This window comes from Caulobacter segnis (assembly GCF_019931575.1).
GTDB lineage: Bacteria > Pseudomonadota > Alphaproteobacteria > Caulobacterales > Caulobacteraceae > Caulobacter > Caulobacter segnis_C.
In genome coordinates this window covers 1716085-1736702 of record NZ_CP082923.1, presented here as the reverse complement: position 1 = coordinate 1736702, position 20618 = coordinate 1716085, and the positions used below count along the sequence as shown (strand labels likewise).

At 68.9% G+C, this 20618-nt stretch carries 20 protein-coding genes and 2 tRNA genes; 5 read left to right on the top strand and 17 right to left on the bottom strand.

Annotated elements, in window-relative coordinates:
• Positions 1-4: 4 nt before the first annotated feature.
• From K8940_RS08110 to K8940_RS08095, 4 genes are all read right to left on the bottom strand, one after another.
• On the bottom strand, positions 5-2089 hold the full coding sequence (locus tag K8940_RS08110) for a DUF3857 domain-containing protein (protein WP_223394532.1): 2085 nt from the start codon (positions 2087-2089) through the stop codon (positions 5-7).
• 106 nt (positions 2090-2195) lie between these two features.
• Positions 2196-3386: an elongation factor Tu gene (tuf, locus tag K8940_RS08105; RefSeq protein WP_223394531.1), complete on the bottom strand. Its 1191-nt coding sequence runs from the start codon at positions 3384-3386 to the stop codon at positions 2196-2198.
• Positions 3387-3439: 53 nt separating this feature from the next.
• A tRNA-Gly gene (locus tag K8940_RS08100) sits at positions 3440-3513 on the bottom strand.
• Between the two features lie 92 nt (positions 3514-3605).
• Positions 3606-3691, bottom strand: a tRNA-Tyr gene (locus K8940_RS08095).
• A 174-nt stretch (positions 3692-3865) separates the two neighbouring features.
• Here K8940_RS08095 and rlmB point away from each other — a divergent pair.
• Complete coding sequence (gene rlmB, locus K8940_RS08090; protein WP_223394530.1) at positions 3866-4702, top strand: 23S rRNA (guanosine(2251)-2'-O)-methyltransferase RlmB; 837 nt, start codon at positions 3866-3868, stop codon at positions 4700-4702.
• Between the two features lie 118 nt (positions 4703-4820).
• The gene (locus K8940_RS08085; RefSeq protein WP_223394529.1) at positions 4821-5558 is read left to right on the top strand and encodes a TerC family protein; all 738 of its coding nucleotides are present in this window, start codon (positions 4821-4823) and stop codon (positions 5556-5558) included.
• Between the two features lie 81 nt (positions 5559-5639).
• Here the strand turns inward: K8940_RS08085 and K8940_RS08080 are convergent, their stop codons facing one another.
• From K8940_RS08080 to K8940_RS08070, 3 genes are read right to left on the bottom strand one after another with little or no spacing between them, the layout of a single operon-like run.
• Positions 5640-6065 (bottom strand): hypothetical protein, encoded by a 426-nt coding sequence (locus K8940_RS08080; RefSeq protein WP_223394527.1) that lies wholly within the window; start codon positions 6063-6065, stop codon positions 5640-5642.
• Positions 6062-7072 (bottom strand): phosphotransferase family protein, encoded by a 1011-nt coding sequence (locus K8940_RS08075; protein ID WP_223395799.1) that lies wholly within the window; start codon positions 7070-7072, stop codon positions 6062-6064. Before K8940_RS08075 ends, K8940_RS08080 begins: the two co-directional genes overlap by 4 nt.
• A 14-nt stretch (positions 7073-7086) precedes the next feature.
• On the bottom strand, positions 7087-8193 hold the full coding sequence (locus K8940_RS08070; RefSeq protein WP_223394525.1) for a hypothetical protein: 1107 nt from the start codon (positions 8191-8193) through the stop codon (positions 7087-7089).
• A gap of 119 nt (positions 8194-8312) precedes the next feature.
• On the opposite strand from K8940_RS08070, the gene K8940_RS08065 reads away from it, so the two are divergent.
• The gene (locus K8940_RS08065) at positions 8313-8702 is read left to right on the top strand and encodes a DUF423 domain-containing protein (RefSeq protein ID WP_223394524.1); all 390 of its coding nucleotides are present in this window, start codon (positions 8313-8315) and stop codon (positions 8700-8702) included.
• On the opposite strand, the gene K8940_RS08060 is transcribed toward K8940_RS08065, so the two are convergent.
• On the bottom strand, positions 8699-9916 hold the full coding sequence (locus K8940_RS08060; protein ID WP_223394523.1) for a multidrug effflux MFS transporter: 1218 nt from the start codon (positions 9914-9916) through the stop codon (positions 8699-8701). The genes K8940_RS08065 and K8940_RS08060 overlap by 4 nt on opposite strands.
• Positions 9917-10028: 112 nt before the next feature.
• On the opposite strand from K8940_RS08060, the gene K8940_RS08055 reads away from it, so the two are divergent.
• Entirely contained in the window at positions 10029-11021 is a 993-nt protein-coding gene (locus tag K8940_RS08055; protein WP_223394522.1) for an alpha/beta fold hydrolase, read from the top strand.
• Here the strand turns inward: K8940_RS08055 and K8940_RS08050 are convergent.
• A complete protein-coding gene (locus K8940_RS08050) occupies positions 11018-11281 on the bottom strand; it encodes a low temperature requirement protein A (protein WP_223394521.1) in 264 nt (87 codons plus the stop codon). The genes K8940_RS08055 and K8940_RS08050 overlap by 4 nt on opposite strands.
• Before the next feature lie 89 nt (positions 11282-11370).
• On the opposite strand from K8940_RS08050, the gene pip reads away from it, so the two are divergent.
• Positions 11371-12360: a prolyl aminopeptidase gene (gene pip / locus K8940_RS08045; protein WP_223394520.1), complete on the top strand. Its 990-nt coding sequence runs from the start codon at positions 11371-11373 to the stop codon at positions 12358-12360.
• Positions 12361-12367: 7 nt separating this feature from the next.
• Here pip and K8940_RS08040 read toward each other — a convergent pair whose 3' ends face one another.
• From K8940_RS08040 to K8940_RS08005, 8 genes are all read right to left on the bottom strand, one after another.
• Positions 12368-12916, bottom strand: a complete 549-nt coding sequence (locus K8940_RS08040; protein ID WP_223394519.1) for a GNAT family N-acetyltransferase — start codon at positions 12914-12916, stop codon at positions 12368-12370.
• Positions 12916-14073: a rod shape-determining protein RodA gene (gene rodA, locus K8940_RS08035; RefSeq protein ID WP_223394518.1), complete on the bottom strand. Its 1158-nt coding sequence runs from the start codon at positions 14071-14073 to the stop codon at positions 12916-12918. The genes K8940_RS08040 and rodA overlap by 1 nt, the downstream gene beginning before the upstream one ends.
• Positions 14070-16103: a penicillin-binding protein 2 gene (mrdA, locus tag K8940_RS08030; RefSeq protein ID WP_223394516.1), complete on the bottom strand. Its 2034-nt coding sequence runs from the start codon at positions 16101-16103 to the stop codon at positions 14070-14072. The genes rodA and mrdA overlap by 4 nt, the downstream gene beginning before the upstream one ends.
• A 4-nt stretch (positions 16104-16107) precedes the next feature.
• Positions 16108-16623, bottom strand: a complete 516-nt coding sequence (locus tag K8940_RS08025; protein WP_223394514.1) for a hypothetical protein — start codon at positions 16621-16623, stop codon at positions 16108-16110.
• Complete coding sequence (gene mreC, locus K8940_RS08020; RefSeq protein WP_223394512.1) at positions 16620-17699, bottom strand: rod shape-determining protein MreC; 1080 nt, start codon at positions 17697-17699, stop codon at positions 16620-16622. Before mreC ends, K8940_RS08025 begins: the two co-directional genes overlap by 4 nt.
• Positions 17700-17750: 51 nt before the next feature.
• A complete protein-coding gene (locus tag K8940_RS08015; protein ID WP_004623009.1) occupies positions 17751-18794 on the bottom strand; it encodes a rod shape-determining protein in 1044 nt (347 codons plus the stop codon).
• A 353-nt stretch (positions 18795-19147) separates the two neighbouring features.
• Positions 19148-20026, bottom strand: coding sequence for a DMT family transporter (locus tag K8940_RS08010; RefSeq protein WP_223394510.1), 879 nt, complete (start codon positions 20024-20026; stop codon positions 19148-19150).
• Positions 20023-20598, bottom strand: a complete 576-nt coding sequence (locus K8940_RS08005) for an O-methyltransferase (RefSeq protein WP_223394508.1) — start codon at positions 20596-20598, stop codon at positions 20023-20025. The genes K8940_RS08010 and K8940_RS08005 overlap by 4 nt, the downstream gene beginning before the upstream one ends.
• Positions 20599-20618 lie beyond the last annotated feature (20 nt).

The following is a 20618-nucleotide window of genomic DNA, read 5'->3' as shown; positions in this document are numbered from 1 at the left end:
AGGGCTAGCGTGATCGGGCGATCGCGCCCAGCAACATGAGCACCAGCCAGACGATGACCCAGATCGTGCGGTAGTCGAAGTGGAAGTCACCGAGCATGAAGCCCTCGGACTTGGGCTTCGGCGCGTCCTTACTGTCCGTGATGACAACAGATCCATTCAGCGCGCCCTCGCGCAGACTGAAGTACGCCTCCGCATCCTCGGGCGAGATTTCGGTCCGGGAGATCGTCAGCCCGCGCGATAGCCGGAACAACGTGCCTGTCTGGTCGGCGGCCTCGAACCGCGACGAAGCCCGCATGCCCGGCGCCTCATGTTCGTCGTCCCACCCCGTGATCGTGATGGCCTTCGGCATCTTGATCAGCGTCTCGACCGAAATACTCCTGGGCGTTCCCAGATCGATCGGATGACGGCGCTGCGCTGACCTCTGGGTCGTCAGATGCGGCGCGAAGATGTCGTCCAGCGGCTGAAAGCGACCGCGTGTCTCGTCCAGCTTTTCCCAGGGCTTGGCGAGCTCATAGCTTTCGCCGATGCGGATGACATTGGCTTCGAGATCGTCCTCGACCGTCATCGGCGACTGCTCCATCGCCGCGCCGTAGACCCGCTCGTAGTATTCCCGGTAGCTGCGCGCCACCGTGTCGGGCCCCTCGGAAGCCAGGCGACGGCGGATGTCGTCAGCACGCCAGCCTCTGTAATAGGTGTTGACGGTCAGCCGGCCACGCCCCTCGGGCGCCGGATCCAGCTCGAAGCGTTCCTTGGCTTCATATATGGGCGTCGGGGTGTCGCGCCCCATCGCCTCGAGCACGGCGCCATCGACCAGGGGCAAGGCCCAGCCATAGCGCGCCTGGGATACCTTCTCCAGCGCGCCGCCCTGCGGATAGCGGGTCGGGTCCAGCCAATAGATCTGGCCGGCGACGCGCACCCGGACGATGCAGTGGTTGAAGGCGTTGGCGGCAGGGGGATCGGCCTCGAGGCTCTGGCCCAACCAAGTATGGACCAGAGCCGGATCGGCCTCGATGCCCAGACGGCGCAACAGCGCGACCAGCAGCCGGCTGGAATCCTTGCAGTCCCCTGCCCGCACCGTCCAGATGCGGTCCAGGCTACGGGGCACGAACCCGCCGTCGCCCAGGCTGATGGAGTGATAGCGCAGGCCGTGCTGGATCAGCCGCAGAGCCGTCACGACGCGGACCGCCGGATCGCTCGCCTCCGCCTCGATCTCGGCGGCTCGCGCTTCAAGATCCTCCGGCAGCGGCTGGGACGTCTCGTATCCCGAGGCGTACAAGTCGGCGATTTGACTCCAGGTCGCGCGGTCGGCGACGCGCAGCGCCTTGCGGTCACGCACCCAACCCGGCACGTCCCGCTCCGATTGCGCGCCCACCTGGTTCAGGGCGCTCCAGAGCCTTTCCACGGCGCCGTCCTCAAGCGTGCGCGTTTCGGCGGCGGGAGCGTCATTCCAGGTCCGTGTGTCGAGCACGCGCGCCGCATCGGCCAGCAGGCGGACGCGGGTCAGGGCGATCCAGCAGGACCACTGCAAGCCGAACTCGGCGTTGAACAGGCCTTGGAAGCTGGGATGGGCGCCATGCAGCGTATAGGCGTAGTCGACGATGTCGCCGACCCGGACATCCGGGACGACCAAGTGGGCAGTGTAGCGGCCGTCGTACATGGCGCGCTCGAGATCGCGTTCGCGCCGTAAGACGTTCACCAACGGGCGCAGCTCGATCTCACGCGTCTCGTCGCCGCGGATGATCCGGACATGGTGCAGCACCAGCCGCTCGTACGAGGGATCGAAGTCGACGCTGATCTGGCCGATCGGCTGCAGGCCGTCGGCGGTGACCACCTCGGACACCACGCGCGAGAACCAGGCCTGGCCGCCGCCACGCAGGTCTATCTGGGTGTCCGAAAGCCAGAAACGTCGGCCGCCGTCGATGCTGTCGGCCGGCGGCTCCAGGTTACGAACGAATGGCGGGGCAAGCACCCACGCTGCAGGAGCGGCGATCTCGAACCGCCCTCCCAAACTCTCTTCACCGAACACGCGCGCGCCCCAAGCTTCCCCCGCCAGCGCAACCGCCGGAGCGTGATAGCAGCACGCCGACACGGACTTTACAACCTTAAGTCGGCCCAACCGCCTTAGCAAAAGGCCCCGGAGATTGCTCTCCGGGGCCTTCGCTTAGATCAGTTCAGCGTGTGCTGAAGAAGGTCGATTACTCGACGATCTTGGCGACGACGCCGGCGCCGACGGTGCGGCCGCCTTCACGGATGGCGAAGCGCAGCTTCTCTTCCATGGCGATCGGGGTGATCAGCTCGACGTCCAGCTCGGCGTTGTCGCCCGGCATGATCATTTCCACGCCTTCGCGCAGCTTGATGATGCCGGTGACGTCCGTGGTGCGGAAGTAGAACTGCGGACGGTAGTTGGTGAAGAACGGGGTGTGACGGCCGCCTTCTTCCTTGGTCAGGATGTAGGCTTCGGCCACGAACTTGGTGTGCGGCGTGATCGAACCCGGCTTGCACAGCACTTGGCCGCGCTCGACGTCTTCACGCTTGGTGCCGCGCAGCAGCACGCCCACGTTGTCGCCGGCTTGACCTTGGTCCAGCAGCTTGCGGAACATTTCGACGCCCGTGCAGGTCGTCTTCTGGACCGGACGGATGCCGACGATTTCGACTTCTTCGCCGACCTTCACGATGCCGCGCTCGACGCGACCGGTGACCACGGTGCCGCGGCCCGAGATCGAGAACACGTCTTCGACCGGCATCAGGAACGGCAGGTCGACCGGACGTTCCGGCTGCGGGATGTAGGCGTCGACCGAAGCCATCAGCTCCAGGATCTTGTCTTCGCCGATAGCGGCGTCACGACCTTCGACGGCGGCCAGGGCCGAACCCTTGGTGATCGGGATATCGTCGCCCGGGAACTGGTACGAGCTGAGCAGCTCGCGCACTTCCATTTCGACGAGCTCGAGCAGCTCTTCGTCGTCGACCATGTCGACCTTGTTCATGAACACGACCAGGGCCGGCACGCCGACCTGACGGGCCAGCAGGATGTGCTCGCGGGTCTGCGGCATCGGGCCGTCGGCGGCCGACACGACCAGGATCGCGCCGTCCATCTGGGCGGCGCCCGTGATCATGTTCTTCACGTAGTCGGCGTGGCCGGGGCAGTCGACGTGCGCGTAGTGACGGTTGGCCGTCTCGTACTCGACGTGAGCCGTGTTGATCGTGATGCCGCGGGCCTTTTCTTCCGGCGCGGCGTCGATGTCAGCGTAGTTCTTGGCGGTCGCGCCGCCCGACTTCGCCAGCGTGATCGTGATCGCGGCCGTCAGCGTCGTCTTGCCATGGTCAACGTGACCGATGGTGCCGATGTTGCAGTGCGGCTTAGTACGTTCGAACTTTTCCTTGGCCATCGTCTCTACCTTCGCGCCGGCGGCTGGTTGTTGGGAAGTAATTCTCGGGGAGCTGGAGCGGGTAGCGGGAATCGAACCCGCATCCTCAGCTTGGAAGGCTGCTGCACTACCATTGTGCTATACCCGCCAAGCTTGCGGGGTCGCGTCGGCTCCCGGTCTCTGGCTCTGGGACGCCCCCTTGCCTCAGACAGCGCCTGCCTTCCGAACTCGTCGCGTGCATGGTGGGGGAAGTAGGACTCGAACCTACGAAGGCTTACGCCAGGGGATTTACAGTCCCCCCCCTTTGCCACTCGGGACATTCCCCCAAGCACGCGACGGAGTTCCGAAGCCGGCGGCCTTTATCCGTTTCGACGACCAACGGCAAGCCGTTGAACTTCGAAGTGGAACAAAAGCTTCTTTGGCCGGTGACGGACAGTGCTAAGAGCAGCGCCGGCCGGCCCGAGAAACCCTTGGGGCCCCAAATCGGAGCGCGTCTTATAGTGTCCTCTCATTCCGAACGCAACGACCGGAAACGCCCTTCTGCACAAGGACGCGATTTTCGTTCCAAGCCACGGAAACAGAACGACTTTTCTCGCGGCCAAGGCGACGCCAAGGACTGGATCTGGGGGATTCACGCCGTAGAGGCGGCCCTTTCCAACCCGCTTCGGCCGGCCCCGAAGCGCCTCCTAGCGACTCCGGACCGGGCCAAGCGACTCAGCCCCAATCTTCAGAAACTGGCCTGTCTCCAGGTGATCGAAGGCCAGGAGATCGCCAAGCAGCTGCCGCAGGGCGCCGTGCACCAGGGCCTGGCCCTGAAGATCGACGAACCCGAGGCGCTGTCGATCGCCGAGATGGGGACGCCGGCCGAAGGCCTGCTGGTGATGCTGGACCAGATCACCGACCCGCAGAACATCGGCGCCATCTTCCGCTCGGCCGCCGCGTTCGGGGCCAAGGGGGTGATCCTGCAGGATCGCCATGCGCCGGTGCTGTCGGGCGTCCTGGCCAAGACCGCCGTCGGCGCGGTCGACAAGGTCGCGCACGCGCGCGTGGTCAATCTGTCCCGCGCGCTGGAGGAACTGGCCGAACTGGGCTGGCGGGCCGTGGCCCTGGCCGGCGAGGCCGAAGAGAGCCTCGAGGAGGTCCTCGACCACCAGCCCACCGTGCTGGTGCTGGGCTCGGAGGGCGAAGGCGTCCGCCGGCTGGTCGCCGAGCACTGCGACGCCCTGGGCAAGATCCCGATGCCGGGCGGCTTCGAGAGCCTGAACGTCTCGGCCGCGGCCGCGGTCGCGCTCTACGAGGCCGCGCGGGTCCGCACGCGAGACGTTCCGGGGTCGTGAAGCTTCTCCCGGCGTTCTGATTTCGTCGCGAGCGGGGTTGCGAAGCGTTCTTGATTTTGCGCCCCGCCCGCGCCTATTGCGCCTTGCATCGCCGCGCGCGTCACCGCATTGAGGACCCATGTTCGAAGCCCTGACCGCCAACCTCGCCGGCCTGCAAGGTCCGCTGACGGCTCTGCTGCAAGTCCTGATGATCGACCTGGTCCTGGCCGGCGACAACGCCGTCGCCGTGGGCCTGGCCGCCGGCGGCCTGCCGGCCAAGGACCGCAAGAAGGTCATCCTGTACGGCCTGGGCGCGGCGGTCGTGCTGCGCATCAGCTTCGCGCTGATCACCACCTGGCTGCTGGGCGTCATCGGCCTGCTGCTGGCTGGCGGCTTCCTGCTGCTGTGGGTGTGCTGGAAGATGTGGCGCGAGCTGCGCGAGCAGGCCGCCGAGGCCGACGCCGTGGCCTGCGTCGACGGCGATCCCAACACCGAGCCGACGACCGTCCGCCAGCCCAAGTCGTTCAAACAGGCCTTCATCCAGGTGCTGATCGCCGACGTCTCGATGTCGCTGGACAACGTGCTGGCCGTCGCCGGCGCCGCGCGCGAACACCCGGGGATCCTGATCTTCGGCCTGCTGCTGTCGATCATCCTGATGGGCCTGGCCGCCAGCGCCATCGCCAACCTGCTGCACAAGCACCGCTGGATCGGCTTCGTCGGCCTGGCGATCGTGCTGTACGTCGCCCTGCACATGATCTGGGAAGGTCACCGCAGCGTGGTCATGGACCTGCACAAGACCGCCGCCTACAACGCCGCCGCCCCGGCCCCGCTGGACATCAGCCCCGACGAACTGGCCCAGCACAACAAGCACAAGTAGCCGACCGGCGCGCCTAGCGCGCCGTCTTCAAGCACCGACCGGCGCGCCTAGCGCGCCGTCTTCCAGCACCGACCGGCGCGCTCAGCGCGCCGGCAGGGGCGGCAAATCCAGCCGGCGCAGCTCCGCCATCTTCACGTACAGTCGCAAGATCGCGTGGTGACGCGCGGTGTCGTCCCTCGCCTCGACCGCCTCGTGCAGGCCGATCAGGGCCTTGCGCAGGACGGCGTTGCCCCCGTCCAGCGCCGAGATGGTCAGCGCGTCCGTCGCGGGGAGACCGGCGACATCCAGCCCATGGTCGGCCGCGGCTTCGTCCAGCATCGCCCGGATCAGGGCGTTCTCCTCGACCCGCGCCGCCACGCCGCGCTCGGCCTCCTGGGCCGCCAGCAGCGACAGCAGCGCCACCAAGCCGACCTTGCCGGCCATGAACTCGCCCTGCTGCTCGGGCGGTCCGGGATCGGCCATGCACATGAAGTTGCCGACCAGGATGTCGGGAAGGCTGGGCGTCATGATAGGCCCTCCAGGCGCATCAGGGCGGCGGCCAGGATCTCGTCGTGCCGCCGGGCCGTGTACCAGCCCGAGACCGCCAGGATCGGCTCCTTGAAGCCGCCGTCGCGATACTCCTTGGCCGCCGAGGTCCAGATCGCCTGGCCCTTCACGGCGGCGAACAGCGACCACCAGGCCAGAGCCGCCTCGTCGACCGCCAGGCCGCTGGCCCGCGACCAGATCGCCAGGGCCTCGTCGCGCGGGATCATGGCGGCGACGGTGGTCGCGTCGAAGGGATTCCACAGCGGGTCGATGGCCCAGGCCAGGTCCTCCAGCGGATCGCCCAGGTGGACCATCTCCCAGTCCAGAACCGCCAGGATCGCGCCGTCGGGCCCGTGCAGGAAATTGCCGCCGCGATAGTCGCCGTGGACCACCCGCACCGCGCGGGGCGGCGGCGGCGGCTTGCGGCGCAGGGCCCGGATGGCGGCGCGGACGATCGGCTGGGGATGCAGCTCGTCGGCCTCGATGACGCCGGCCCAGTGGTCCACCGCGATCCGCCAGCAATCTTCCGGCGCCGGCGTCTCGGCGGCCCTGGCCAGCGGCAGGCCGGCGGGGTCGGCGCCGGCGATCCGCCCCAGGATGTCGAAGAACGCCTCTCCGATCGTTCGGGCGTGGTCGCCATAGGGCATGACCGTGAACGGCGAGGCCACCGCCCCGCCCTCGATCCGCTCCATGATGAAGAACGGCCGCTCCAGCTCCGCGCCCTCGGCGTCCATGGCCACCGGACGTGGCGCGGGGACCAGGGGATGGAAGCTCTCCAGGGCCAGGTATTCCAGGCTGCGGTCGGTCTCGATCAGGCTGCCGGGCGGGTCGCGGCGCAGGATCAGGGGCCTGGCTTCGCCGTCCACCTTCGCGACGAAGCGATAGGTCTCGCGGCTGGCCCCGCCGGGGATGCGCGACAGGTCGGCGACCGTCACCGGCTGTTGCCAGATCCGCGTGAGATACGCCTCCAGGCGTTCAGCCAAGCTCATCGTGAGGGGGCCGCTCATGGCGCCATGTCCAGGATCGAGGTAAAGCCGGACGGCGCGTGCGGGCCGATGGCCAGCTGTTCGAAGACGCCCCTGCCCTTCCGCGCGCGGCCCTTGCCGTCGACCCAGGTCACGTCGCTGAGCGCCTGGACGTGCAGCAGGTGCGGCATCTTGCGGTCGAGGTCGGCGGCGGCGAAGTCCTCGCGCTCGACCTTCAGTTCGCCGTGGTTCAGGCCGTGCCCCCAGACCGGATGGTTGTAGCCCAGGCCCAGCATGAAGAACTCGGTCTTCGGCGCGATGGTCACCGAACCATCGGCGCCGAGGTCGAGGGTCGCCCCGGACGCGTGCCGGGTCCCGCTCTTCCACGCGATGGCGCAGGCGGCCTCGGCGAAGCCGCCGAAGTCGTCCTCGCGCTCGCCGTCCGCCAGCCAGACGGCGCGGCGGTTCCAGGCCCGACCCAGCTCGTCGTCATTGGTGTGGAAGAAGAGGCTGCCGTCCTCGAAATTGCATGGCGCCCACAGCCAGAAGAACTGCGGCAGGGCCGGCGGGGCCAGTTCCTGCGGGTCGCGCGCCCCCACCGGCCGCACGCCCCACGAGCGGTCGCGGGTGCCGACGAAGCCGTCGACCGAAGTGCGCACGCCGTCGACCTCGATCCAGCCGGCATAGCGGCCGTTCTGGGTCAGGCGGGTGTAGTCGAGCAAGGTGCGCGGGCCGTTGCGGCGGACGAAGCGCGGCTCCTCGATCGGGAAGGACCGCCCTTCGAAGACGATCTCGGCGGCGATACCCTGCTCGGGCGCAGCCACCGTCAGCTTCAGGCGCTGCAGGGGTTGAACGACCTCGATGGCGATCGGCCCCACCGTCAGGTCCATCCGCTCCAGGCGCAGCCAGCGGCTGGCGTGGAGGTTCACTTGGCGGCCGTCCTTCATCACGCAGAAGGCCGCGTCGGCGATGTTGAGGTGCGGATAGACCCCGAAGGCGGCGGCGAAGAACAGGTCGTTCCCGTCGCCTTGCGGCGCGTAGCCGTTGAAGAAATAGCGGTCGTAGAAGTTCCGATCCGTCCCGGCGTAGGCCACGGGCTCGGGCGTCTGATGGATCGGGTAGTCGTCGCCCCAGGTGAGCGCCATGCCGTCCTCCCCTGAACTCGCGGCGCTCTGATGCGTAAGGAGGCGGCGTCGCTTTACGTCCAGACCGCCGACGTTAGGGTCATGACTCGCGATTGCAACGGTGACGGGACGTAAAGCGGATGAAGGCGTGGACTCCCCGCATCTGGACCGGCCTGGCGGCGATCAGCGGCCTGCTGGCCGTGGGTTTCGGCGCCTTCGCCGCGCACGGCGTCACCGAGCCCAAGCCCGTCGAGTGGCTGACCAAGGGTTCGCACTACCAGATGGTCCACGCCCTGGCCGTGATCGGCGCGGTCGCGCTGCACCGGGTCGGGATCAAGGGCATGGGACTGGCCGCCGGCCTCTTCCTGTTCGGGACCCTGGTCTTCTCCGGCTCGCTCTACGCCATGGCCCTGGGCGCGCCGCGCATCCTGGGGGCGATCACGCCGATCGGCGGGCTGTCGTTCATGATCGGCTGGGCCGTGCTGGCCTGGCGCGGCTTCAGCTGGAACGATCAGGCTCCAGCCCTCTAGGCGGAGACCTTCTTCGCGCCCGGCAGGGCCAGGAAGAAGATGGCCAGGGCCGAACCGACCAGGCAGGCGAACATCACGCCCGCCACCGGCCTGGGCGTGCCGTCGTGCAGCAGGCCGCCGGCCCATGAGGCCAGCGCCCCCGCCCCGAACGAGGCCGAACCCATCAGCGCCGAGATCGAGCCGGCCCGGCGCGGGTCGACGCTGAGCGCGCCCGCCATGGTGTTGCCGCCCATCAGGCCATAGATCGACAGGGCCGCGAACAGCAGCGGCATCACCGTCCACTGGCCGCCCCAGCCGGTCCAGGCCGCCACGGTCAGCAGGAAGGCCGCGACGATCGAGGCGATGCTGGCCTTGCTCAGCACCTGATCCGGCGTCGAGCGGCGCAGCAGCCAGCGATTGACCTGGCTGGCCCCGATGATGCCGACCGCGTTGAAGGCGAAGATGATGTTGAAGACCAGCGGCGTGTGGCCATAGGTCCCCATGACGAGGTCCGGCGCGCCCGAGATGTAGGTGAACAGCACCGCGCCGTTCAGAGCCCCGGCCAGGGCGTAGCCCATCAGCCGGCGCATGCCGAACAGGGCGACATAGGCCCTCAACGGGTTCTCGCTCCGGGCGTGGGCCTCGGTCTCGGCCGAGCGGGATTCCGCCAGGCTCGCGATGACCCACAGGCCGATCAGCGCGCCGAAGATCACCAGGCTCCAGAACACGCCGCGCCAGCCGGCGAAGAACTGCACCACGCCGCCCAGCTGCGGGGCCAGCACGGGGGCCAGGCCCATGATGAGGGTCATCAGCGACAGCACCCGGGCGGTGTCGGCGTGGCTGAAGCGATCGCGGACCACGGCGCGGGCGATCACCGGCCCGGCGCAACCGCCCAGGGCCTGGACGAAGCGCGCGGCGATCAGGGTCTCGATGTTCGGGGCCAGGGCGCAGACCACCGAGGCGGCGACGAAGACGCCGATCCCGATCAGCAGCGGCAGGCGGCGGCCGAACCGGTCCGAGGCCGGGCCATAGACGAACTGGCCGATGGCCATGCCGGCGAAGAACGCAGCCAGGGTCGCCTGGGTCTGGTCGGGCCCCGCGTGCAGGGTCCGGCCGATCGACGGCAGGCTGGACAGATACATGTCGATCGACATCGGCGCGAAGGCCGTCAGCGCGCCCAGGAGCAGAACAAGACGCCATGGAACGGCGGCGGGCGGCGGGGCGGCGTCGGTCATGGCGCCTTTTACGCCCGTTCGACCCTACGGAAACCTCAAATGATGCTTGCCCGCATGGCGGGCGACCTTCAGGTTATCGCCAATCATATAAACGGCGGGAGGACGAACGGTCATGACGGTTGAGCATCCCAAGGCCCCGCCCCTGCCGGCTCCCAAGTTCGCGGACGTCAACGGGATCCGCCTGGCCTATTACGAGGCCGGTCCGCGCCAGGGCGTCCCCATCGTCTTCTGCCACGGCTTCCCCGAGCTGGCCTTTTCCTGGCGTCACCAGATCGCCGCCCTGGCCGCCGCCGGCCGCTGGGTGATCGCGCCCGACCAGCGGGGCTATGGCCTCACCCCCGGTCCGGAGGCGGTCGAGACCTACGACATGGACCACCTGACCGGCGACCTCGTCGGCCTGCTGGACCATCTCGGCGTCGAGAAGGCGATCTTCGTCGGCCACGACTGGGGCGGCATCGTCGTCTGGGCCATGCCGCTGCTGCATCCGGACCGCGTGGCCGGGGTCATCGGCCTCAACACCCCCTTCACGCCGCGCCTGCCGCTGGACCCGATCGAGATGTTCCGCAACGCCTATGGCGAGGACATGTACATCGTCCACTTCCAGAAGCCCGGCGTCGCCGACGCCCAGCTGGGCGCGGACGCCGAGAAGACCCTCCGCTTCTTCATGCGCCTGCCCAAGGGCGCGCTGGCCGAGTTCGAGGCCCGGCCGGCCGAACGCCGGAACCTGGCCTTGCAGGACGCCCTGGCCAGCTACAATCCAGCGACCGACCAGCACCAGTTCCTGTCGCCCGAGGAGCTGGACGTCTTCGTCCAGGCCTTCCGGCGCACGGGCTTCACCGGCGGCATCAACTGGTACCGCAACTTCACCCGCAACTGGGAGAAGGCCGAGAGCCTGCCCCGGCGGATCGACGGCGTCCCCTGCCTGATGATCATGGCCGAACTGGACGTCGTCCTGCCGCCGGCCATGGCCGACCGCATGGGCGAGCAGATCGAGGATCTGGAGAAGGTGCTGATCGAGGGCAGCGGCCACTGGACTCAGCAGGAGAAGCCCGCCGAGGTCAACGCGGCCATCCTGGGGTGGCTGGACCGGAAGTTCCCGCTCTAATTCCGCGAGGCCAGCATCGCGTCGGCGCGACGGCGCATGGCGGCCGCCAGCTGCAGCATGGCCAGCGCCGAGACCTCGTCACGCTCGGCGGCGCGCAGGCTGTAGACATTGGCCATAGCGATCAGGGCCTCGACCCGGTCAACGCCCTCGGCCCCGAACATCTCGCCGATCTGGCGGTCCAGCTCGGCCAGTTGCACGGGATTGAGCATCGCGAGCAGTTCGTCGTCGGAATAGTCTTCGGGCGGAAGCGACTGAGTCATGATCGCCAACATACAGAACCAGACGAAAGCATGAAGCCGGCTCGATCCGCCGTTCACAGGCCAATGCAAACCAAGTTAGGGTTCGCGTCATGGATCGTAACGCTTCCGCCGCCGCCATGAGTTCCGTCGGTCGTCGCGGCCTCTTTCGCGAGGTCGAGCCGTTCTCGTTCGGCTGGATGCGGACCGGCGGTCCGCACGAGATCTATTACGAGGAATGCGGCAACCCGCGCGGCAAGCCCTGCGTGATCTTGCACGGCGGTCCGGGCGGCGCGGTCAATCCGACCATGCGGCGGTTCTTCGACCCGGCCAAGTGGCGCATGACCCTGTTCGACCAGCGCGGCTGCGGCCGCTCGCGGCCGAACGCCAGCCTGGACGACAACACCACCTGGAGTCTGATCGAGGACATCGAGCGCCTGCGCGAGCACCTGGGCGTCGAGAAGTGGACCGTGTTCGGTGGCTCGTGGGGATCGACCCTGGCCCTGGCCTACGCCATCGCCCACCCCGACCGGGTCGACGGCCTGGTCCTGCGCGGCATCTTCCTGCTGACCGAGCGCGAGCTGCGCTGGTTCTACCAGGAAGGCGCCTCGATGCTGTTTCCGGACGCCTGGGAGCGGTTCCTGGCCCCGATCCCCGAGGACGAGCGCGGCGACCTGATGGCCGCCTATCACCGCCGGCTGGTGTCTCCCGACCGCCGCGTGCAGCTGGAAGCCGCCTCGGCCTGGAGCCAGTGGGAAGGCGACACCATCTCGCTGCGAGGGCCGGAGGCCCGCCCCCCGAAATTCAATGAAGAGGACTTCGCGATCGCCTTCGCGCGGATCGAGTGCCACTTCTTCACCAACAAGGGCTTCTTCGATCACGACGACTGGATCCTGAAGAACATCGACAGGATCCGCCACATCCCCGGCTGGATCGTCCAGGGCCGCTTCGACGTGGTCACGCCGCTGGACAGCGCCTGGCGGCTGCACAAGGCCTGGCCCGAGGCGCGGTTCGACATCGTCTGGGACGCCGGCCATGCCTCGACCGAGCCGGGCGTCATCGACGGCCTGGTGCGGGCGACCGAGGCGGCGCTGCTCCGCTAGGGTCGGCTCAGGGCCGGGCGATCTCGTAGAAGCAGCCGGGCTCCCAAATCCCGCGCGCCGGCGCATAGGCCGGCCCCTCGCCCGTCATGCGCATGCCCAGCCGGGTCAGGATCGCCCGCGAGCCGGCGTTGTCCGGATGCGCCTGGGCCACGATCGTTGGCGTCGGCAGAAGATCCCACATCGCCGCCAGCCCCGCCCGGGCCGCCTCCAGCATGTAGCCCTGGCCCTGGGCGTGCTCGGCCAGATGATAGCCGATCTCGACCCCGCCGTCGGGCGCGCCGCCGCCGAAGCCGCCGATCAGCCGACCGTCCGACAGGCGCTCGATCGCGTAGCCCACGTGCCAGCCCTGACGAGCGCCCTCGCGCGCCTCGGCGATGCGGCGGGCGGCGACCTCGACCGTGACGGGATCCGGCCACGAGGTCAGCCAGCGGATCACCGGCGGCGTCAGGTTGGCGGACAGGGCCGGAGCATCCTCGGGCCGGAAACAGCGGAGGCGAAGGCGCGGCGTGACGAGGACCGGCAGCAGCTCGGCCCCGTCCTCGTCCTCGGCGGTCATCAGACCAGCGAGCCCTTGCCGCTGGTCACCTCGGTGTAGCGGTGCACGCGCACGGACTGCACCAGGCCGAAGCCGACCATGACCGTCAGCATGACGGTGCCGCCGTACGACAGCATCGGCATGGGCACGCCCACCACGGGGGCCAAGCCCATGACCATGGCCCCGTTGATCAGCACGTACAGCGAAAAGGTCGCCGTCACCCCGGCCGCCGCCAAGCGTCCGAAGTGGCTGTGGCTGATCGAGGCGATACGCAGGGCCATGAAGATCACCGCGCCGTACAGGAACAGCACGCCGAAGCAGCCGATGAAGCCGAACTCCTCGGCCAGGGTGGCGAAGATGAAGTCGGTCTGCTTCTCGGGCAGGAAGTTCAGCTGGCTCTGCGAGCCCAGGCCGAAGCCCTTGCCCAGCAGGCCGCCCGAGCCAAGGGCGATCTTGGACTGCAGGATGTGATAGCCGTCGCCGGACGGGTCCTGCTCGGGGTTCAGGAAGGTCAGGATCCGGTTGCGCTGGTAGTCGTGCAGCCCGAACATGATGAAGGGCGGAATGGCCAGGGCCGCCGCGCCGGCCATGGCCGCGATGATCCGCCAGGACAGGCCGGCCAGGACCATGATCGCCGCGCCCGTCGCCCCCAGCAGGATGGCGGTGCCCAGGTCGGGCTGCTTGGCCACCAGCAGGAACGGCACGCCGATCATCGCCGCCGGGATCAGGAGCCACCACGACATCCGGGCCCGGTCTGCCGAAAGCCCGTGATAGAAGCGGGCCAGCGCCAGCACGAGGCCGATCTTCATCACCTCGGACGGCTGGAAGCGCAGCGGCCCCACCTGCAGCCAGCGCTGGGCGCCCAGCGAGATGTCCCCGACCAAGTCGACGGCGACCAGCAGCAGCACCCCGACCACATAGACCGGATAGGCCGCGTTGAACCACCAGCGCAGGTCGCACAGGGCCAGGATGATCATGATGATGAAATAGACGCCGAAGCGCAGCAGGTGCTTGTCGGCCCAGGGCTCCCAGGAGGCCCCGGCGATCGAGAACAGCATCAGCGCGCCCGTCCCCGCGATCAGGGCCAGGACCAGGCAGAAGGTCCAGTCGATCTCCATGAACTTGATGATCGGGCGATCGCGTTCGCCCGGACGGGTCAGGCCGCCGCTCAGGGTCATCTCGGGCCTCCTTGAGGCGTGGCGGGCGTGGGGGTCGGCGCGACGTCCGGCTGCGGCGTCGGCGTCTCGATCGGATCCTCCGGCGCGACGCCCTCCATCACGTCCTCGGGCGCGGCCTCGGGCAGGGGCGCGGGGCGTTCGATGCGGGCGCGGATCTCCGGATCCTTCAGCAGGGCCACGCGCATCACCTCGCGGGCGCGCGGGGCGCCAGCCGTGGCGCCGCCCATGCCGCCGTGCTCGACGATGACCGCCACGGCGTAGCGCGGGTCGTCGTAGGGCGCGAAGGCCACGAACAGGTTGTGGTCCTTTAGCCGCCAGATGGTGCCGGCGCCCTTGCGGTTGGCGACGCCGTCATAGCTGCGCACCTGGGCGGTGCCGGTCTTGCCGGCCATCTGCACGTCGCCCAGGCCCAGCTGGCTCTGCTTGTAGGCCGTGCCGCGCACGTCGTTGGCCACGGCCGCCATGCCGCCGCGCACATAGTTCAGGTGCTCCTGCGAGAACGGCAGGTCGGGCACTTCCGCGCCGCTGGGCTGCTCCTTGCCGCCCACGGACTTGATCAGGCGCGGCACCAGCGCCTTCTTGCTGTTGGCCAGGCGCGAGGTCATCACCGCCAGCTGCAGGGCGTTGACCGTCAGGGCCCCCTGCCCGATCCCGTAGCTGGGGGTCTCGCCGGGAAACCAGATCTGGTTGGCCGGATTCTTCTTGAAGGCCCGCTTCTTCCAGGCCCGGTCGGGAACGTTGCCCTTCTTCTGGCCGGGAATGCCGATGTCGAACAGCTGGCCGAAGCCCATGGCGCGCGCCGCGTTGGCGATGGCGTCGGGACCGACCTTCAGCGACGTCTGGTAGAAATAGACGTCGCAGGAGTTCTTGATCGCGTCGTGCATGTTCTGGGGGCCGTGGCCGCCCTTTTCCCAGCAGCGCCAGACGCGGCCGCCATAGTACCAGCTGCCGGGACAGTTGATCCGCAGCTCCGGGTCGATGCCCGCCGTCAGCGCCGCCAAGGCCACCGTGGGCTTGAAGGTCGAGCCCGGCGGGAACAGGCCGGTCATCGACTTGTCCAGCAGCGGCTTGCGCTCGTACTCGGCCAGGGCTTTGTACTCCGCGCCCGACAGGCCCTTGACGAAGCGGTTGGCGTCGAAGCTGGGAGCCGAGACCATGGCCAGCAGGTCGCCGTTGCGCACGTCCATCACGACGATGGCGCCGCTCTCGTCGCCCATCACCTCCAGGGCGCGGTTCTGGATGTCGGCGTCCAGGGTGAGGCGGATCTCCTTGCCCGGCGCCGGCGGGATGTCGCCGGCCGGGTCCAGCCGCACGACGCGGCCCTGGGCGTCGACCTCGGCCTTGGTCGCGCCGGCGCGACCGCGCAGATCCTTGTCGAAGGCCTTCTCGACCCCCTGCTTGCCGATCCGGAAGCCCGGATGGTGCAGCAGCTCCTGGTCCTGGGTCGCGTCGTCCTTGGCCGCGTCAAGGTCGCGGTCCGAAACCTTGGCGACGTAGCCGATCACGTGGGCGAAGGCGCCGCCGAACGGATAGACTCGCACCTCGCCCATGTCGGCGGTGACGTTGGGCAGTTCCGGCGCGCGGATGTTGACGCGCGAGAACTCCTCCCAGGAGAGGTCCTCCATGACCACGACCGGGGCCTTGCGCGGCGCGCGGTCCAGCTCCTTCAGCACGCGGGCGCGACGACTGCCGTCGATCGGGACCAGCTTGGCCAGGTCGTCCATGACGGCCTCGGCATCCAGCCCCTTGTCCTTGTTGATCATCAGCCGGAAGTTGGGCCGATTGGACGCCAGCGACACGCCGTTGCGATCCAGGATCAGGCCGCGCGGCGGCGGGACCAGGCGGTAGTTGAACTGGTTGCCGGCCGAAAGCTTCTGGTAGCGCTGGGCCTCGACCAGCTGCAGCTGCGCCAGGCGACCGCCCAGGGCCAGCAGGCCCGCGCCCGTGAAGCCGCCCAGCAGGAACGCGCGCCGGTGGAAGACCCCCTGACGCTCGTTGACCTCGAAGAAGAAGATGGACGGTTCGCTCATGGCCTCACCGGAACCGCACGTCGGCGTCCTCGAAGCGATCGACCAGGCGGTGGGCGAACGGGAAGAGCAGCGCCGTGACCAGGAACTGCCAGAATACGGCCAGCAGGCTGGGCATGGCCAGGCTGTCGAGCATGGTGAACAGGAAGCCTGCGGTCATGGCGATGGCCGTGACACCGGCGAACCAGACCCACATGATCGGGCGGCTCTGGCCGCTCACGGCGTTGCGCAGGATCAGCACCACGGCGTAGGCGACCAGCAGCGACAGGCCCCACAGGCCGGTCGGTCCGCCCCAGAAGATGTCGAGGAACAGGCCCAGCAGCAGAAGCGCGAACGGCGCCAGGATCGAGGGGCGGATCATGGCCCAGGCGAAGGCCGGGACCATGGCGAACACCGGCTCGGGCAGTTGCAGGCCCCAGACGCGGATCGGCGCGGCGAACAGGACCGTCGCCACCACGCTCAGCAGCATCGGCACGCCCAGCCAGCGGCCAGGATTGAGAGGCCGCGCGCCGCCCACGCTCATCGGGGCGCTCCGGTCGACGCCGGCGGCGGCGTGGCGGCGGCCGGCCTGGGCGCGGCCGGCTTCGGCGCGGCTGGCTTGGGTTGCGCGGTCGCTGCGGCCGGGGGCGTCGTCGGGGTCGGCACGGCGGCGGGCGGCGTCGCCGGCGGTGGCGGGGCCGACAGGATCGAGGTCTGCGGATCCTCGGTCGTCACCGGCGGCAGGGTCTTGGCCTGCAGCTCCTTCTCGTCGGCCAGCTGGGCGAAGTCCTTGAACAACAGGATGCGGACGTAGTCGATCGACGACTGGTCGGCGAACAGCACCACACGCCAGCGGCCATCCAGGCCCTTCACGGCCGCGCCCACCGGCAGGCCGCGCGGCACCACGCCGCCGTCGCCGGAGGTGACGACGCGATCGCCCTGCTGGATCGGATCGACGCCGCGCAGGTATTCCAGCTTGGGATTGGGACCGCCGTCGCCGGTCAGGATGGCGCGGGCGTTGGTGCGGTCGATCATCACCGGCGTGCGCGAGGCGATGTCGGTCAGCAGCAGGATGCGGCTGGCGCCATGCGAGACGCCGACCACGCGGCCGACCAGGCCGCGCTCGTTCAGCGCCGGATTGCCGACCTGGATGCCGCGCTCGGCCCCGGCGTCGGCCAGGCGAGTGTTCGCGAAGGGACCGCGGCTGTCGCTGACCACGCGGGCGGCGGCCATCGGGATCGGCGGATCCGTCCGCAGACCCATCAGCGACTTGAAGCGCTCGTTCTGGTCCTGCAGGGCCAGGGCGCGGTCACGCCACTGTCGCATCTCGGCCAGTTCGACCTTCAGGCGGCGGTTCTCGCTGGCCGTGAAGAAATAGCTGCGGACGTAGTCCAGCCCCAGGCCCGTCCAGCGCCCCGGCGCCGAAATAGCGCCGCTGACCGGCTTGGCCACCACGTCGACGGTTTGGCGGGTCACGCCGTACGCTTGGTCCTGGAGGGTCTCGCGGCGATCGGCCAGTAGGAAGGCGACGGCGATGACGGCCGCCACGACCAGGGCCACCGCCGCCGTCCAGGTAAGCGGCACTTTCAGGTCGCCGAGGGGACCTTCGCGAAAGGGCACGAACTTTCGTCTCCCGGCGCCCCCCGAGGCGCCTCTAGAGGGACCCTAGAACTAGGCGAGCGTGGATTCCAGGACGCCCTTCATCCACTTCGGGTGCTCCAGCACCTTGCCGCAGCCCAGGGCCACGCACGACAGCGGGTCGTCGGCCACGGTAACCGGCAGGCCGGTATGGTCGCGAATCTCGGCGTCGAGGCCGCGCAGCAGCGCGCCGCCGCCCGTCAGCATGATGCCCTTGTCGGCGATGTCCGAGGCCAGTTCCGGCGGGGTGGCTTCCAGGGCCACCTTCACGGCTTCCACGATCTGCCCGACCGGTTCGGCCAGCGCGTCGGCGGCCTGCTTTTCCGAGATGCGGACTTCGCGCGGCACGCCCTGCATCAGGTCGCGGCCCTTGACGTCGATCGACAGGCCCTCGCCGTCGGCCGGCGCGCGGGCGGTGCCGATTTCCTTCTTGATGCGCTCGGCGGTCGTCTCGCCGATCAGCAGGTTATGGTGGCGACGCATGTAGCTGATGATCGCCTCGTCCATCTTGTCGCCGCCGACGCGGACGCTGCGCGAATAGACGATGCCCGACAGCGACAGCACGGCCACCTCGGTGGTGCCGCCACCGATGTCGACCACCATCGAGCCGGTCGGCTCGTGGATCGGCAGGCCGGCGCCGATCGCGGCGGCCATCGGCTCGTCGATCAGGCCGACGCGACGGGCCGAGGCGTTCAGGCAGCTGTCGTTGATGGCGCGGCGTTCCACGGCGGTGGCGCCCGACGGCACGCACACGATCACCTTCGGGTTCACGAAGCCCTTGCGGTTGTGAACCTTGCGGATGAAGTACTTGATCATCTCCTCGGCGACTTCGAAGTCGGCGATGACGCCGTCGCGCATCGGGCGGATGGCTTCCATGTGGCCCGGGGTGCGGCCCAGCATCTGCTTGGCCTCGATGCCCACGGCGTGGACGATCTTTCGACCGCCAACATTGCGCAGAGCCACCACCGACGGTTCGTTCAGAACGATCCCCTTGCCCTTCATGTAGATGAGGGTGTTGGCCGTTCCGAGGTCGATGGCGATGTCGTTCGAGATCACGCCGAAGAGGGAAGAGAACATTGAAGGCCCTGACTGAAGGGTAGGAGGGGCGTTACGGACGGGCAGGTCGAAGTAGCAGATCGAAGAAGCGGAGCCTTTTCCGTCCCGAGGACAGGATCGGCGGAGAAGAAATGGCTCCTACTTCAGTTAATGCGAGGACAACATGATTCCCGCATTTAGGGGATTTCGCCCCAGTCCGCACGCCTCGTCGCTTGACCGGTGCGCCGCCGCCTGGCCGCGCCGTCGTCAAAACGGCCGAGAGGCGCGCCGACGCCGCCCGTTTGCACTGCGAAAGCGTTGATTTCAAGGTCTATTCGCGGGCTCTTCCCAGGCTTTTGCGGTCAAGTTGGCCAAGCATCCCAAAGTGGCGAAATCTAGCCGAGCGCGGCCATGGCGACCCCGACGGCGGTTATCAGTCCCGCGATCATCTGAAGCGTCGACAGACGTTCCTTGAACAGACGACGTCCGGCGATGGCGGCGATCGGCATCTCGACCACCCCGACCGCCCTCACCGGCCCGACCGGCGAGAGCGTCATCGCCGTGAACCACAGGCCCGAGGCCGCCGCGCCGCAAAAGCCCGCGCCCAGCGACTGGCGCCAAGCGGCGACCACCGCCTTCAGGGCGTCTGGATTCCGCCAGGCCAGCCAGGCGCTCAGCGCGACCGTCTGCATGGCCTGCACCACCATCACCGTCACGAAGGCCGAGGCGGCCGGATGGGCGGGCTCGAAGGCCAGACCGGCCTGGCGGAAGCAGTTGGCGCACAGCGCGAACATCGCCCCCGCCCCCAGCCCGGCCGTCACCGCGCCCCGGCGCATCGCCATCTCGCCCCGCGGCCAGGTCAGGGCGGCCAGGCCCGCCGTGGCGACCAGGGCGCCCAACCAGGTCACCGGCCCGACCTTGTCGCCGAAGAACAGCGCGCCCCACCCCAGGGCGAACAGGAGGCCGCTTTGCTGCATGGCCGTGCCCAGGGCGAAGGTCGAGCGGTGCATGGCCGTCAGCTGCGCCGCCGTCGCGCCTATCTGCAACGCCGCTCCGGCCGCGCAGGCCAGCCAGAAGGTCGGCGTGGGATGGGCGACCGCGCCCGGTGTCGCAAGCCAGGCGACGAGGGCGAACAGCGTGGCGAACGGCAGGCCGAACAGGAAGCGGACCAGGGTCGCGCCCCAGGGCCCCGCCCCGCCCATGATCGAGCGCTGGGCGGCGTTGCGGGCGACCTGCAGGGCGGCCGCGCCCACGGTGATGGGAATCCAGATCATGCCTTCGCCCCGACGATCAGGCCCGACGCCCACGCCAGACGCGTCACGATCAGGTCCGGACGGCTTTCCAGCCGCGCCGCCAGATCGTCAACCCGCGCCTGATGCCCCTCAGGCCAATTCGGCTGGGGCAGCATGTCGTCGATCACGTACAGCCCTCCCCGCTTCAGCAGCTCCAGGGTCTCGTCCAGCCCCTCGTACTTGCCGGGCCAGGCGTCCGCGAAGATCAGGTCGAAACTCTCCGGCGCCTGCTCGCGGACATAGTCCAGTCCGTCGGCCAGCACGAAGCGCAGGCGGCTGTCCTTCAGATGTCCGCGCGCGACGTCTTGCACGGCCGGATCGACGTCGACGCTGACCAAGCTGGCCGAGGCGTCCAGGCCGTCCATCAGCCAGGCGGTGGCCAGGCCCGTCCCAGTGCCCAGCTCCAGCATCCGCCCACCGGGCTTGGAGGCCGCCAGGAGGCGCAGAAGCGCGCCGGTGTTCGCCTCGGAAGGCATGTCGAAGCCCAGCGCGGTCGAGCGCGCCCGGATCTCGGTCCAGGCCGGCGGCGCGGCGTGTTCATGGTCGCCGAACATCATGTCGTTCCTTACGCGGC